At 59.8% G+C, this 13,575-nt stretch carries 14 protein-coding genes and 1 pseudogene; 5 read left to right on the top strand and 10 right to left on the bottom strand.

What is annotated here, in order from left to right:
• Positions 1–536: 536 nt before the first annotated feature.
• Positions 537–1,085 (top strand): phosphatase PAP2 family protein, encoded by a 549-nt coding sequence (locus Q4Q11_RS27590; RefSeq protein ID WP_112512452.1) that lies wholly within the window; start codon positions 537–539, stop codon positions 1,083–1,085.
• Positions 1,086–1,379: 294 nt separating this feature from the next.
• On the opposite strand, the gene Q4Q11_RS27585 is transcribed toward Q4Q11_RS27590, so the two are convergent.
• Both Q4Q11_RS27585 and Q4Q11_RS27580 read right to left on the bottom strand, forming a co-directional pair.
• Entirely contained in the window at positions 1,380–1,550 is a 171-nt protein-coding gene (locus Q4Q11_RS27585; RefSeq protein ID WP_498571464.1) for a hypothetical protein, read from the bottom strand.
• Positions 1,551–1,748: 198 nt separating this feature from the next.
• Positions 1,749–2,666 (bottom strand): LysR family transcriptional regulator, encoded by a 918-nt coding sequence (locus Q4Q11_RS27580; RefSeq protein WP_498571465.1) that lies wholly within the window; start codon positions 2,664–2,666, stop codon positions 1,749–1,751.
• Between the two features lie 99 nt (positions 2,667–2,765).
• Between Q4Q11_RS27580 and Q4Q11_RS27575 the strand changes: the two genes are divergently transcribed.
• The 3 genes from Q4Q11_RS27575 (at position 2,766) to Q4Q11_RS27565 (ending at position 6,537) form a co-directional block, all read left to right on the top strand.
• A complete protein-coding gene (locus Q4Q11_RS27575; protein WP_498571463.1) occupies positions 2,766–4,181 on the top strand; it encodes an aldehyde dehydrogenase family protein in 1,416 nt (471 codons plus the stop codon).
• Positions 4,182–4,672: 491 nt separating this feature from the next.
• Complete coding sequence (locus Q4Q11_RS27570; protein WP_498571462.1) at positions 4,673–5,614, top strand: LysR family transcriptional regulator; 942 nt, start codon at positions 4,673–4,675, stop codon at positions 5,612–5,614.
• A 167-nt stretch (positions 5,615–5,781) separates the two neighbouring features.
• Complete coding sequence (locus tag Q4Q11_RS27565) at positions 5,782–6,537, top strand: SDR family NAD(P)-dependent oxidoreductase (RefSeq protein ID WP_498571461.1); 756 nt, start codon at positions 5,782–5,784, stop codon at positions 6,535–6,537.
• Positions 6,538–6,685: 148 nt separating this feature from the next.
• On the opposite strand, the pseudogene Q4Q11_RS27560 reads toward Q4Q11_RS27565, so the two are convergent.
• From Q4Q11_RS27560 to Q4Q11_RS27545, 4 genes and pseudogenes are all read right to left on the bottom strand, one after another.
• Positions 6,686–7,915 (bottom strand): annotated as a pseudogene (locus Q4Q11_RS27560) (IS1182 family transposase); the annotation flags it as partial.
• On the bottom strand, positions 7,876–8,073 hold the full coding sequence (locus tag Q4Q11_RS27555; RefSeq protein WP_498571460.1) for a hypothetical protein: 198 nt from the start codon (positions 8,071–8,073) through the stop codon (positions 7,876–7,878). The pseudogene Q4Q11_RS27560 and the gene Q4Q11_RS27555, both read right to left, overlap by 40 nt.
• The gene (locus Q4Q11_RS27550) at positions 8,066–8,377 is read right to left on the bottom strand and encodes a type II toxin-antitoxin system RelE/ParE family toxin (protein ID WP_498571459.1); all 312 of its coding nucleotides are present in this window, start codon (positions 8,375–8,377) and stop codon (positions 8,066–8,068) included. The genes Q4Q11_RS27555 and Q4Q11_RS27550 overlap by 8 nt, the downstream gene beginning before the upstream one ends.
• Positions 8,374–8,625, bottom strand: coding sequence for a type II TA system antitoxin, ParD family (locus tag Q4Q11_RS27545; protein ID WP_112512457.1), 252 nt, complete (start codon positions 8,623–8,625; stop codon positions 8,374–8,376). The genes Q4Q11_RS27550 and Q4Q11_RS27545 overlap by 4 nt, the downstream gene beginning before the upstream one ends.
• 628 nt (positions 8,626–9,253) lie before the next feature.
• Between Q4Q11_RS27545 and Q4Q11_RS27540 the strand changes: the two genes are divergently transcribed.
• The gene (locus Q4Q11_RS27540; protein ID WP_498571458.1) at positions 9,254–10,342 is read left to right on the top strand and encodes an ROK family protein; all 1,089 of its coding nucleotides are present in this window, start codon (positions 9,254–9,256) and stop codon (positions 10,340–10,342) included.
• Between the two features lie 7 nt (positions 10,343–10,349).
• On the opposite strand, the gene Q4Q11_RS27535 is transcribed toward Q4Q11_RS27540, so the two are convergent.
• From Q4Q11_RS27535 to Q4Q11_RS27520, 4 genes are all read right to left on the bottom strand, one after another.
• Complete coding sequence (locus tag Q4Q11_RS27535) at positions 10,350–11,357, bottom strand: SIS domain-containing protein (RefSeq protein WP_498571457.1); 1,008 nt, start codon at positions 11,355–11,357, stop codon at positions 10,350–10,352.
• Positions 11,358–11,425: 68 nt separating this feature from the next.
• Positions 11,426–12,316: an ABC transporter substrate-binding protein gene (locus Q4Q11_RS27530; RefSeq protein ID WP_498571456.1), complete on the bottom strand. Its 891-nt coding sequence runs from the start codon at positions 12,314–12,316 to the stop codon at positions 11,426–11,428.
• Positions 12,317–12,379: 63 nt separating this feature from the next.
• Entirely contained in the window at positions 12,380–13,168 is a 789-nt protein-coding gene (locus tag Q4Q11_RS27525) for an amino acid ABC transporter ATP-binding protein (protein ID WP_498571455.1), read from the bottom strand.
• The coding region (locus Q4Q11_RS27520; protein WP_498571454.1) for an amino acid ABC transporter permease at positions 13,165–13,575 on the bottom strand (411 nt) is incomplete at its 5' end. The genes Q4Q11_RS27520 and Q4Q11_RS27525, both read right to left, overlap by 4 nt.

The raw sequence follows: 13,575 nt of genomic DNA, 5'->3' as shown, positions 1-13,575 counted from the left end.
GGTTCCTTCGACCGGATTGTCCTTCAGAACGTCGGGCACTTCCCGCAGCGGGAAGATCCGGAAGCGGTAGCACGGGAACTCTCGATCTTCCTTAAAGGGTGAAGCCCGTTCACTCCGCGCAGGCACGGCCGATCAGACTTCTTGTTCGGATCCATCGGACGGGCGCGATACTGTGCATCGATGCCGTAGCGAACCGAGCCGGAAAGGCAGCCAGGCCAGGGGTTGTTCGCAGCAAACAGCATCAGAAGCCGAAACGACTAATTTAGGGACGCAAAGCAGTCGTTCCGCGCTTAGCTGCGACGCACTTTTTGCGCCAGCATTCTTGCCGGTGGCCTCTGGGAATGGATCGGATCTGACAGCACCTTTGTCGCCGGCGCGGCATTTGCGTCCATGGCCGGTCTGATCCTGCTTGCCTTCAGGGGCGTCTCAATAGGGCTTGAACCGCTCACCTGCCATCGTAGCCCCTAGCAGGCTTCAGGCACGCGTCAGGCGACCGAGTCATCTCATCGCAAGATGACAGGAGAATAGGAGAGCAAATGTACGAACTCGACGCCGCCGCTACCGGATGGATCAACAGTTTAGCCGGGAACGGCCTTCTAGACCAACTGATGATCACTGTCTCCACCATCGGCGTACCATTACTCGTCCTGGCGGTCGCGGCCCAATGGTGGGTCGGCTCCGAACGGACAAAAACGCGCCACGTGCTGGTCGCGGCAGGATTGACCTTCCTTATAGGATTGGGGATCAACCAGATCATTTTGCTCTTCGACCATCGCATCCGGCCATATGACGCTGGGATCACCCGGCTTCTGATCGAGCGCAGCAGCGATCCTTCGTTCCCATCTGATCATGCGACGGCGAGCTTCGCGATTGCGGCAGCCTTCCTCGTGCACAAGCTGCCCAAGCGCGGCCTATTCTTCCTTTTTGCGGCAATCCTGGTGTTCTTTTCGCGGGTCTACATCGGCACGCACTATATCAGCGATGTCGTGGGCGGTGCACTGACAGGCATCTTCGCGGCAATCCTGGCCAAAACGCTCTACAGACCGGAGACGCGTGTCGATCGCTTCATCACAGGCATACTTTGAACTTAAGATGGGAAGTGCAGCAGGATGAGCGGCTGTCCACGATTGCCTGTCTGGCGACCCGAACCAAGTCGGAGGAAGACTATTTCAGCCCGAGGAACGCCGTATCCACCTCCTTCATGGCCCGTGAGCGGTCGCCTGCTCGCAATCGGCAGGACCTTGGGATGGGAAAGCGGACCTCGTGGTGACGAGCCTTTCCGGCATGCCGATCAAGCTGGCAGTTCGAATTCAAATTCCGACGGCCGGTGGTAATGGTGACGTTACTCCGGCAAACTGGCGGCCGTAGCGAAAGGACGGCTAAAGCTCAAGCACGCGTGCCGCGGCGGCTCTTGCCTCGTTCAACCGGCCGAGTTTCGCCAGTGCGGCCGCTAATTGCACATAGGTGATGCTGTGTGCAGGATTGGCCTGAACCGACTTGTAGGCCGCGCGGCAGCTATCCTCGTAGTGGCCACGCAGCAAATGGCTCATCGCCTGCGCGTCGAATGCCACCCACGCCCAAGAATCGAACGGGCTGAGCCGCACACCTCGTTCGCTCCATTCTATCGCGCGCTCGGCTTCATCGCGACCCTGCCTGGATGTCGATATCGCAAATTTGTCATATCTATATCGAGACAGGCTTACCGCGAAATGCAAAACTGGTTGAAATCGTGGCGCAAATGAACACTCTTAATCTAAGACGGCGTCTCGACGTCCATTTTCCCGCAGCTCTTTAGTCAAGTCGATGAAACGACGCAGCTTCGCTGGGATATTGCGCCTTCCAGGATAGTAGAGACATAACCCCGGATAGGGCGGGGTCCAATCGGCTAGAACCTGCTCCAGCCTCCCGGCGGCAACATCGTGGGCGATCTGCCATTCGTTCAGATAGGCAAGTCCGGCTCCATCGCGGGCCGCCCGGAGCATCAAGTCGCTGTCATCAAGCGTGAGCTTGCCCGGAACATCGAGCGCGAAAGTCTCTCCCCTTCGCTCGAACTCCCAGCGGTAGATCGCGCCGCTGGCCATTCGCGCGCGGATACAATGGTGATCCTGGAGGTCTACCGGAACCTGTGGCTTTCCATGGCGGCGGAAGTATTCGACCGATCCGACGATGGCAGGGCGGATGCTGTCGCCAATCGGAACGACCACCATGTCGGGCGGAACGGTCTCCCGGATCCGTATTCCGGCATCGAAGCCCTTGGCGTTGATGTCGACCAGCGCGCCCTCAGTGACGATCTCCACCGACATCTGTGGGTTCCGGCTCATGTATTCCAGGATCAGCGGCGTCAGGATCATCCGGGTCGCACCGACCGAGGTGTTGATGCGCAACGTACCCGTCGCTTCCGCTCGGTGCTCGTCGATGTGCTCGACGGCGCTTCGGATCGCCTCCAGCGCCGGACCAACGCTTGCCACGAACTGCTCGCCTGCCGCTGAAAGAACCACGCTCCGCGTCGAGCGATTGAACAGTCTGACACCCATACGGGTCTCCAGCGCAGCGATCTGCTGGCTGAGGGATGATGAGGAAATTCCCAGTTCGCGAGCCGCCGCCCGAAACCCACCTTGGGAAGAAACGGCGAGGACCGCCTCGAGTTCGGCAAGAGAGCCACGCATCATTGTCCGTAATTTCCTATCAGCCTGAGCAACTTTGGCCAGCTTATCAGGACAATCTCGAAATGCCAGATATGCTTCAACAGCCAAAAGGAGTTTGAAATGCGCGACATCGACAAAATCTATATCGACGGCCAGTTCGTGACGCCACGGGGGAAGGAGAAGGCCGATCTCTACAATCCGTCCACGGAAGAGAAGATCGGCGTGGTGCAACTTGCCGGCGTCGAAGACGCACGAGAGGCCATCGCGGCGGCAAAACGCGCCTTCCCCGCGTTCTCACGCACGGCGAAGGCCGAGCGCATCGGCATGCTGAAGCGGCTGAATGCCGCTGTTACCGCCCGCGTCTCCGACCTCACCGAAGCGATGGCGCTCGAATACGGCGCTCCACAGACTTTCACGCGTTTCGCTATTCCCCATGCTGCTTCGAGCTTTCTCACCATGGCGAGCGTTCTGGAGGGCTACGAGTTCGAGCGCCATATGGGTCGAGCGCGCGTAGTCATGCAGCCGGCCGGTGTCGCCGCCGCTATCACGCCGTGGAACAGCAACATCGGCTTCGTCACCTCGAAGCTCGCAACCGCTATCGCCGCGGGCTCGACCGTCGTCATCAAACCGAGCGAGATGAGCGCGATACAGACGCAGGTCCTGGCCGAATGCCTGCATGAAGCAGGTCTGCCGAAAGGCGTGTTCAACATCATCAACGGGTTCGGCCATGTCGTCGGCGCAGAACTCAGTCGGCATCCGGACATCGCGAAGGTGAGCTTCACCGGATCCACCGCGGTCGGCAGGGAAATCCTGCGAAGTGCTGCCGAGACCTTCAAGCGCGTCACGCTGGAGCTTGGCGGCAAGGGTCCGAACATCATTCTCGACGACGCCGATCTGAATGTGGCTATCCCCGCCGTACTGCGGATGGGCTTCATAAACAGCGGCCAGGCCTGCATCGCCGGCACCCGTATCCTGGTTCCCAGGCATCGGCTCGACGAGGTTCTGGGCAGGTTGAAGCAGGAGGTCGAGACGTTCAAGGTCGGTGCTCCGGCCGATCCGGACGTGGTGATCGGACCGATGGTCAGTCAGAAGCAGTACGACCGCGTCCAGTCTTATATCGAGCTGGGAACGCGAGAGGGTGCAAGCCTCCTGACGGGAGGCCTTGGACGGCCCGTTGGATTGGAACGCGGCTGGTTCACGAAGCCGACCATATTCACGGACGTCAACAACCAGATGCGCATCGCGCGCGAAGAGATCTTCGGTCCAGTCCTATCGGTTATCGCCTATAGTGACGAGAGCGAGGCCGTTTCCATCGCGAACGACACCCCGTACGGCCTCCAGGCCTATCTTCATGGCACCGACGCGTCGCGCCTGCAGGCACTTGCCGATCGGCTCGACAGCGGACGCGTCGTCATTAATGGTGCGCCGCACGAGCCGCTCGCTCCTTTCGGCGGTTTCAAGCAGTCGGGTATCGGTCGTGAGTATGGCGTGTTCGGCCTCGAGGCATTCCTAGAGCCGAAAGCCGTCATCGCATGATAAGCCGAGTGGACCGCGTTACGGATCCTGAACCCGAACGAGAACCTTTCCGTTAGCCCTGCCGCTCTCCTGCAACTCGTGTGCCGCTGCCACCTGATCGAGGGCATATGTCTTCGCGTCCGTGGAGCGTATTCCCCAACGTGCGGAAGCGCGCCAGTTGGTCCGCGGTAACGAAGACGCACCCCTCATCCCGCCAGGCCGGTGAGCCTGAAGTCGTTCCGTTAAGCTGTGGGCGCAGCCAAAAGGTGATATGATGTGAACGGATCAGAACCTACGGCAGATCCTACAGAAAGCTAAGTGGTTGAGAAAATGGGGATTTAACCCAAAGCGACAGGTCATCCTGATGTTTTCCAGATTGAGCGGCTACGCACCGGCGTCTATTTCCTTCCATCGACGTCACAAAATCATCCAGCTGGAGCAATAACTTGCATGGCCTGTGTCATCTGTCGGGTATAGATTCCATCTCAACGAACCGATCATGCAGGCTCCCCGTGGATCAGATACTCGCCATTCGAACGTTTGTCCGCGTCGCCGAGGCCAGCTCTTTCGCAAAAGCTGCAGACATGCTGAACTTGCCAAGGTCCTCCGTCAGCAAGCTCGTGCAGGATCTTGAGGCGCATCTCGGGACAAAGCTCGTCGAGCGCACCACGCGGTCGGTCACGATGACCACCGAAGGCGTCGCTTATCACGAGCGCGCGCTTCGGCTACTTGCCGATCTCGATGACATGGACGGCACTGTTGCCGGTTCCCGCAGTGCGCCCAAGGGAAAGCTGCGCGTCGACATCGGCTCCGTGCTCGCAAATCAGATTCTCATCCCTACGCTTTCTGACTTTCAGCGCCAGTACCCTGATATCGATCTCATGCTCGGCGTCAGCGATCGGCCCTCCGATATCATCAGTGAGGGGATCGATTGCGCCATTCGCGGGGGAACCCTCAGTGACTCCTCGATGAAGGCGCGAAAGCTGTGCGAACTGGACTACGTCATTTGCGCGTCGCCCGCCTATCTGGATAACCTGAAGTTGCCCGAGCGGCCGGAGGATATCGAGGCGCATCGGATCGTCAGCTACTTCTCTGCATCGTCGGGAAAGAGGTTTCCGCTGAGGTTCCAGCGCGGCGATGAGCGAAGCGAATATCTCCCGACCTCCAGCGGCATCTCGGTCAACGAAAGCACCGCGCATCTGAATGCGCTGCTCGCCGGGCTGGGGATAGGGCAGAGCTTCGACTTCCTGGTACGGCCCTATCTCAAGAGCGGCGCGCTGGTCGAACTCCTGCCCGACTGGAAACCGGACAATCATCCGCTGCACCTCGTCTACCCGGCCGATCGATTTCCGAACCCGCGGCTGCGCGCCTTCACGGAATGGGCGGCGAAGGTATTTGAAGCCGTCGACGCGCGGCGCAGTGCGACTATGGAGACCATCCATCCCGATGGATAATGTCTCCACCCTGAGCGGCTTCTCGCCGCCGGGCTGACGAACTAAGTTCTTCTCATCGGACGGCGACGAGGCCAAGAGCCAACGCCACCTCCCGAACAGTTTCAGAATTTCAACGGGCCGCGCATTCGGGCCGAACCCTTTCGCGCGCGCAGCATCTGGAGAGTAAAATGACCAACAGACTCGAAAACAAGGTTGCCGTCGTCACCGGAGCAACCAGCGGCATCGGCCTTGCAACGGCCAAGCTTTTCGCTGTCGAAGGCGCACGCGTCTACATCACCGGCCGGCGTAGGGACGCCCTGGACAAGGCCGTGGCCGAGATCGGCCACGGCGCTGTCGGCATTCAAGCCGACTCCGCAAGTAACGATGATCTCGACAAGCTGTTCGCTCAGGTGAAGGCGGAGCAAGGCCGACTTGACGCCCTCGTTGTGAACGCAGGTGGCGGCAGCATGCTTCCGCTCGGCCAGATCACCGAAGAACAGATCGACGACACCTTCGGTCGCAACGTGAAGGCCGTCATCTTCACCGTCCAGAAAGCGCTTCCGCTGCTGGGCAAAGGCTCGTCGGTGGTGCTAACGGGCTCGACCGCCGGTACCGAAGGCACGGCTGCCTTCTCCGTTTACTCCGCTTCGAAGGCGGCGGTCCGCAATCTGGCCCGCTCATGGGCGCTCGACCTGAAGGGCACCTGCATCCGCGTCAACGTCGTCTCGCCCGGCGCCACACGCACGCCTGGCCTCGTCGAACTTGCCGGTGACGACAAGGAACAGCAGCAGGGCCTGCTCGACTATCTCGCCTCGCGCATCCCACTCGGCCGCGTTGGTGAATCCGAGGAGATCGCCAAGGCAACCCTGTTCCTCGCTTCTGACGACGCGAGCTTCGTCAACGGCGCCGAGCTCTTCGCCGACGGCGGCCAGGCCCAGGTCTAACTCAATAACAGGAGCGGCTGACAGCCGCTCCCCAGACCGCTGACAAACCAGTCGATATTTTGGCGGGTTTTATTTTGTTGGCCTTGTCGTGCTGGCCAAGGTTTTGTCGAGCGGGTTGAGAGAACGGCGCAAAGGAGCCCTTTTGGCGTCAGCCCCAGGCTGGTTTGGGGGCTTTTGTAAGTGCGATTGCAATCTTCTTGATGTTTTGCGCTGCGGCGGCCAGCAAGCATTGACAGGCGACGCGAGTGAGACCTCGGAAGCGGGCGTAGCGGTGGCCATGCAGTTGCTTGGCATCGGCAAAGGAGCGCTCGACGGTCTCCTTGCGCCTGACGTAGATGGCCTTGCCCCAGGGGGTGAGACGGTGGGCATCGGTGCGCTCGCGGGCATCGGCCCAGACATGGCGGGTGATCGTCCGCTCTGCCTTGGCATTTGACGTGCAGGAGGCAAGGAGCGGGCACTCCCGGCAGATTGCAGGGTCGGAGCGATAGTGTTTGTAGCCATTGCGGTCGGTGGTGGCGTAGGTCAGCAACTGGCCCTCGGGGCAGCGGTAACCATCGGCTTGCGGGTCGTAGACGAACTTCGACTTGCGCATCATGCCGTCTTTCGGCGGCGTGGGATTGCGATAGCCGGTGACGCCAAGGATCTGTCGGTCTTCCAGTCCCTTGGCGATGCCTGCCGTAGCATAGCCGGCATCCAGTCCGACGGCGCCGACATCGAAGCCGAAACGGGCGCGTTGCCGGTCCAGCCGACCGAGATAGACGATCGAGTCATGCACGTTGGCCGGCGTCACATGAATATCGGTGATGATGGCAAGCCTGCCGTCCACTGTGCGATGGTCGAGATAGAAGAAGCCCTTCGGCTTGCCGTCGCGCACCATATAGCCCGCCTCCGGATCGGTGCGGCTGACCTTGGTCTCCTTCACCTCAGGCTTGCGGTCCTTCTCCTTCAAGGGCTTCTGCCCATGCAGGGCGCGTTCGGCCTCGATCGCCCGATCGAGATCGGCCCAGTAGTCGGCGCGCGACTTTTCGATCATCGCAAGATCGTACTTGCCCTTGTTGGCACTGGCCTTCAGATGCGTGCTGTCGGTATAAAGAACCGTGCCATCGACCAGCTTATGGGCGATCGCCTGTTCGACGATATGGTCGAAGATATCCTGGGCGATGCTGGTATCGTTGAAGCGCCGGCGGCGGTTCTGCGACAAGGTCGAGGCATCGAACACGCCCTCCGTCAGCTTCAGCCGCAGGAACCAGCGATAGGCCACATTGACCTCGATCTCGCGCACCAACTGACGCTCCGAGCGGATGCCGAACAAATAACCGATGAACAAGGCCTTGAACATCAAGGTCGGGTCGAGCGGCGGCCGGCCATTGTCGGCGCACGGCGCTTCTCTTGCGGGCCGTCGAGACATCCGGCGCGAAACCGGGCCGCGTCGTCGTTCTCACCGCCGCCGGATCTACCGTTGCCAGACTGGTGATCGGACTGCTTCTCGATCGCGGCTTCGATGTCGTCGGCGTCGTCCGGCGAAAGATCATTCATTCAGACGGCCTGCCAAACGCTGCATGAGATCCATTCGTTCGTGAAAAATCGCCACAATCAGGGCGGGTGCATCCTCGCGACGCAGACAAAAGACGTAGTAATGTTCGCACCGCGCCATTCGTAACGCCGGATGAAGCGCGCTCATATCCTTGAAAGGACCTTTGCCCTCAGCCAGGTTTGCGATACCTCGCTCCAAAGCTGAGACGTAGCGGCGTACTTGGGCAGCACCCCATTGCGCACGTGTGTAGCGGATTACCGAACGTAGATCCGATTCCGCCTCTGCGGTAAGAATGTAGGCCCTCAAGCACGATCCTCGGCAATCTCCTCGTCGAGGATCTCATCTACGGTTTTGGCCGACAATTTTCCGGCGAGCCCGTCATTGATGCGCGTCTTCATCAACGTCTTCAACTCCTCCCAAGCTCGTTCTCCATCTGTGTCACCGGGAAAGAGGCGCTCGAGCGCGTACTGCTTGATTGTCTTGCCCTGCAAAGCGGCGAGCGCCTTCAGGCTTTGATGTTGCTGGTCCGTTATGTCGATCGTCAATCGGCTCATCTGACGTGCTCCTGAACTTAGAAAAGGCACATTAACACATATGTGGGAATGTGGCCACCGCCGCGATGGTCCTGATCCTCCCGATGTCGCCTAACACTTCTGATTTTTGCGTGTCTTGAGCGAAGTGAGATTTTCGCTCCCACCGGACGGATCTACTCTCCCATCTCAACAAATCCCGATCCGCCTATGCCAGCTCTTGAAGGGATTAGAATCCACGATCCTATTAATCTTGGCGGATCCGGCAGACCTGTGACCGAAAGCCGTCCTCACCGCCATCACGGGATTTCGGTGCTTTAAGCAAGGGTTTGCCCTAGGGGTTACGACACGGATCGCTTTGGACGCTGCTTCAACGAAGCGTCAGCGGTTGGGGTAAAGTCATGGTCATTTTTCTTCGACGAAATCCGCGGTCGCGACGAGGGAATTGGAGTATATTTTCAATAGGATATGGCTATCAATTTCGCAGCGCCAATGGTAAGGGAGCTTTACGAAAGGCTTACGGTGCACTTTGAGTTCAGCTTGGCAACAAACCAATATCGACGCGCCACCGCTCACGGATAGTGCACGGGCGGTGTTACGGACGATATCGGACAGCGGTCCTGCGACAAGACCTCAACTGAGCGCAGCCCTGATGTTTTCCAAGCCGACCATGTCGGCAGCCGTCAGCGAACTCGAACGTTACGACCTGCTCGCGCCGATCGGGATCAATCGCGGCTCGATCGGGCGAACCTCAGTCACCTACGGTCTCGGGCCAAAGGCAGGGTTCGTCATTGGCCTTGATTGCGGAACGACGCATATCAACGCGGTCGCGCGCGGTCTTGATAGGACGACGCTCGGCGCGGTAGAAATGCCCCTGGTCGCCGTCCGCGCCGACGAGCGATTTCTTTTGATTGAAGACGCCATCGCGCGGTTGCTTCTTCAAGTCGGACGGCGCCCAATGCCGCTGCGCGCGATGGCGATCGCGCTGCCCAATATCATTTCCACGTCGCTCGAAAGAATGTCTGGTCGCGACAGCCTGATGCCCGTCTTGGAACGGCTGCAATCCACCTATAGCGCGCCCGTCCTGCTGGAGAACAACGTCAATTGCGCAGCTCTTGCCGAATATCACGAGGGATCGGCAAAAGCGCATTCCTTTGTGATCTACATGCAAATCGGCGTGAAGACCGGCATGGGCATCGTGTTGGACGGCCGACTTTTCCGCGGCTTCCAGGGTGGCGCCGGCGAAATCGGCCACCTGCCCTTCCCGTGGTCCGAGCACGAGCAGCCGAAGTGGCAGCATGTAGAAACTTATATGGGATCGGCAGCCCTTCTTGAGCGCGCGGCCGCAAGATGGCCCGTTGGCGAAGGGGCACCGCCGAAGAGTACCAGCGAACTCTTTGACCGCGTGGAGCAATCTCCGACGGCGCACGCCATTGTCGAGCAGCATGCTCGCGATGTCGGAAACCTCGCTGCCGCCTGCGTCAGCGTGCTTGATCCGCAACTTATCGTTCTTGGCGGCGGCGTCGGGCAAAATCCGCAATTGCTGCCTGGCGTGAGGGATGTGGTGAAGGAATTGTGCTGGCCGGTAGAAGTGGTCAACGGTCAGCTGTCAAATCAGGCGACTGTTCTTGGCGCCGTGCGTCTCGCTATCGACTTTGCCATGGCGAGACTTTTGGGAGAAGAAGGCAAGACTGCCTTCCTCTATCCGAGCGCGCTCGCCGTCAATCAAATCAGCATCTGAGCAAGGCTCAGATGTCGCGCTTGGTATCGGTCTGGCGGTAGCGGAACTCACAGACCGGCAGCCCGGCATCCTCCGAAAGCGTGGCAATCAGCAACTGTGCGGGAATAGCCTGCAGAATGGCATCGCCAATGCCTTCGGAGAAGGCCGGAACATGAATGACGACCAGATTGTCGGTATCTACAACATCGGTGCGCGCAGTGACGAGAACCGACGGAATACCGAAGCCGGCGAGATCCTGCGCCAGCTTCACCTCGCGACCATTACCGAACAACAGCACGCCGCTATTTCCGTCGTTCGGCTCCATCGGCCCATGGAGAAAGTTCAGCGTATCCCAATCCTGAGCAGCGACGCGCGCCGCTTCGCGGATCAGGAGCGCCGCATAGCCGGCCGTGCCGAGAGCCGCGCCTGCGCCAACGCAATCGATTGACTTCTTGCCGGCCAGCAACTTGGCTCCTTTGTCGGCCTGAGCGCGCGTTTCGGTCAACACAGCCTTGGCGCGACCTGAAAGCTCTTGCCAATTCGTGCCGGACGGGCGACCGGCCTTATCGATGAGCAACGCTGCACTCAAGAGCGATCCGAGATAACTTGTCGTATTCGGGCCGCTATCCCCCCCACTCTCGGTAGCGATCATATGCTTCACAACCCGCGAAATCGGCGTTCCATCCGCCTTGGCGATACCGTAGGAATGAGCGTTGGGACGGAGCTCCATCGCCCGTGCTGGCTCTTCGCTGCGGCCAGAGGCGGAAAACGCGATATAGGCTGCACCGGCATCGACTGATGGGTCATAGAGATCGGTGCCCGGCAGGGCGAAGGCGCGCAAGCCCTGCATGCGCATCTGCGCCGCGGCCACGACAGCCGCATAGAGGCTGGCGCCGATCCCCACAAGGATCGTCGGTCCACGCCTTACCGGCTCCAGGTCGAGCGTTTCCAGCCGTCTGGAGACGGCGCTGAAGCAGGTGTTGAGGGCAGCGGGCTGCAATGCGATCGCTTCGCGGTAAGGCACTCTGTCTGTCATGATCATTCCCGTATCTTGGTAAAGAAGGGCGGTCGCGCAAACAGCGGCCGCCTGGTGACTGGCGGATCTCAATCCAGCTTCATGTAGTCGGCAAATCGCGCCGCATCGTTGATGGTGACCTTGTCGAGCTTGTTTTGGCCAAGGCCCCATTTCTCGAAAATCTTGGCATAGGAGCCATCGTCGATCATCGACTGCATGGTGGCCGCCAAGGCATCGCGCAGCTTCGGATTATTCTTGCCGACGAGCATTGCTTGGTAGCCGACGGCGTATTGCGCGCCTTTGACAAGCTCCAGCTTCTTGTTGCCGGCTGGCTGGTGTTGCAGGCTGTAGGCCGCGACCCCCGTCGTATCCATGGAAAGGTCGACGCGACCGCTCTGCAAGGCGATCTTGATCTGATCGTTCGACGGGAACTGCATGACATTGAGCGGCTTATCGGTCGGGCAGAGCGTCTTCTGCTTGTCGAGGAGCTGAAGCGGTATCGAGCCCTGGACCGCGCCGGCATTGAGCCCACAGGCGTCCTTCAGCTTGTGCACGCCCTTCGGATTGCCCTCCAGAACGATGATGCTGGTGCCCTCGAGCATGTAGTTGACGACATCGACGATCTTCTCGCGCTCGGCAAAATCACCGAAGGCGGACATACCCATATCGAAACGGCCGGCCTGGATGCCGGGAATGATGCTGGCGAACTGCGCCGGCACGTCGGTAAATTTCACGCCTAGACGGCCGCCCATTTCATCGCGAAGCTCGCGTTCGAGGCCGATGATCGTCTTGTTGTCCTCGCCGTAGAAATCGTAAGGCGGTGTCTGCGGTTCCGTACCGACCTTGATCTCGCCCGAAGACTGGATCTTTTCGGGCAGCATGGCGTGCAGTTTCTGGTCGACGCTCGCGGCCCAGACCGTGGAGGTTGCGAGCATCGTCGCCAAGGCGAAGGTGATTGTCAGTTTGGTCTTCCCTGTCATTGTCATTCCCCTTTTTTCCTGGTGCACGTGAAGGACGTGCGGCCTTATTGCGGTGCCTGACTGTCAGTGCATCCGTCTCAAAAACGCTTGCGTTCTTTCCTGTTGCGGATTGTCGAGGACTTCGCCTGCCGGCCCTTCCTCGACGACGACGCCCTGATCCATGAATACGATCCGATCGGCGACATCGCGGGCGAAGGAGAGTTCGTGCGTCACCACGATCATCGTCATTCCATCCGCCGCGAGTTTGCGCATCACATTCAACACCTCGCCAACGAGTTCGGGATCGAGTGCGGATGTCGGCTCATCGAAGAGCATCAGCTTCGGGTTCATCGCCAGCGCCCGGGCGATCGCCACGCGCTGCTGCTGGCCACCGGAGAGCTGATAGGGATAGGCGCTGCCGCGGCCTTCAAGATCCACCATCTTCAGGAGCTCTCGTGCTTTAGATTGAGCCTCCTCGCGCGACTTTCCGCGATTGAGGATCGGTGGCTGCGAAATGTTCGTCAGCACGTCCTGATGGGCGAAAAGATTGAAGCGCTGGAACACCATGCCGATGTCGCGGCGCTGCACGGCAAGCTCCTTGCCGCTCATCTCATGCAAGGCATCGCCGCGCTCGTGATAGCCGATCAACTGGCCGTCGACGAGAATGCGACCCGCTGTCATTCGTTCCAGGTGGTTGATGCATCTGAGAAAGGTCGATTTTCCGCTTCCCGAGGGGCCGAGCAGGCAGACCACCTCGCCCTTGTTGACGGAGAGATTGATGCCCTTCAGCACTTCGAGCAGACCGAAGGATTTGTGGACGTCGATCGCCTGGACGAGAGCTCTTGCCGAGGACGGTGTTGCAGGAGCACTCATCCGTTTCTCCCTTCCGCGCCCATGAGGCGCAGGGCGCCTTGCAGCAGGCCGGGCGCCTGGTTCGTAGATTTTCCAAGCCGGCTTTCGATGACGAGCTGGATGGCGGAGGCGATCGTGGTCATTACGAGGTACCAGATGCTGGCAACGATCAGCAGTTCGATGATCAGGAAGTTCCGGGCGTAGATATTCTGCGCGCGCGTCAGCAGGTCCTGGGCTGCGACGACGGAAACGAGCGAGGTCGTCTTCAGCATCGAGATCGTCTGATTGCCGATCGGCGGGATGATGACGCGCAGCGCCTGGGGAAAGATGATGCGCAGCATCGATTGGGCGGGCGTATAACCGAGCGCCTTGGCGGCTTCATTTTGGCCGCTATCGACAGCGAGCAGTCCGCCGCGAATGATCTCCGC

Source organism: Rhizobium sp. UFLA01-1127 (assembly GCF_059803845.1).
Note: the sequence above shows the minus strand (reverse complement) of the source record. Positions and strands in the feature narration are given on the sequence as shown.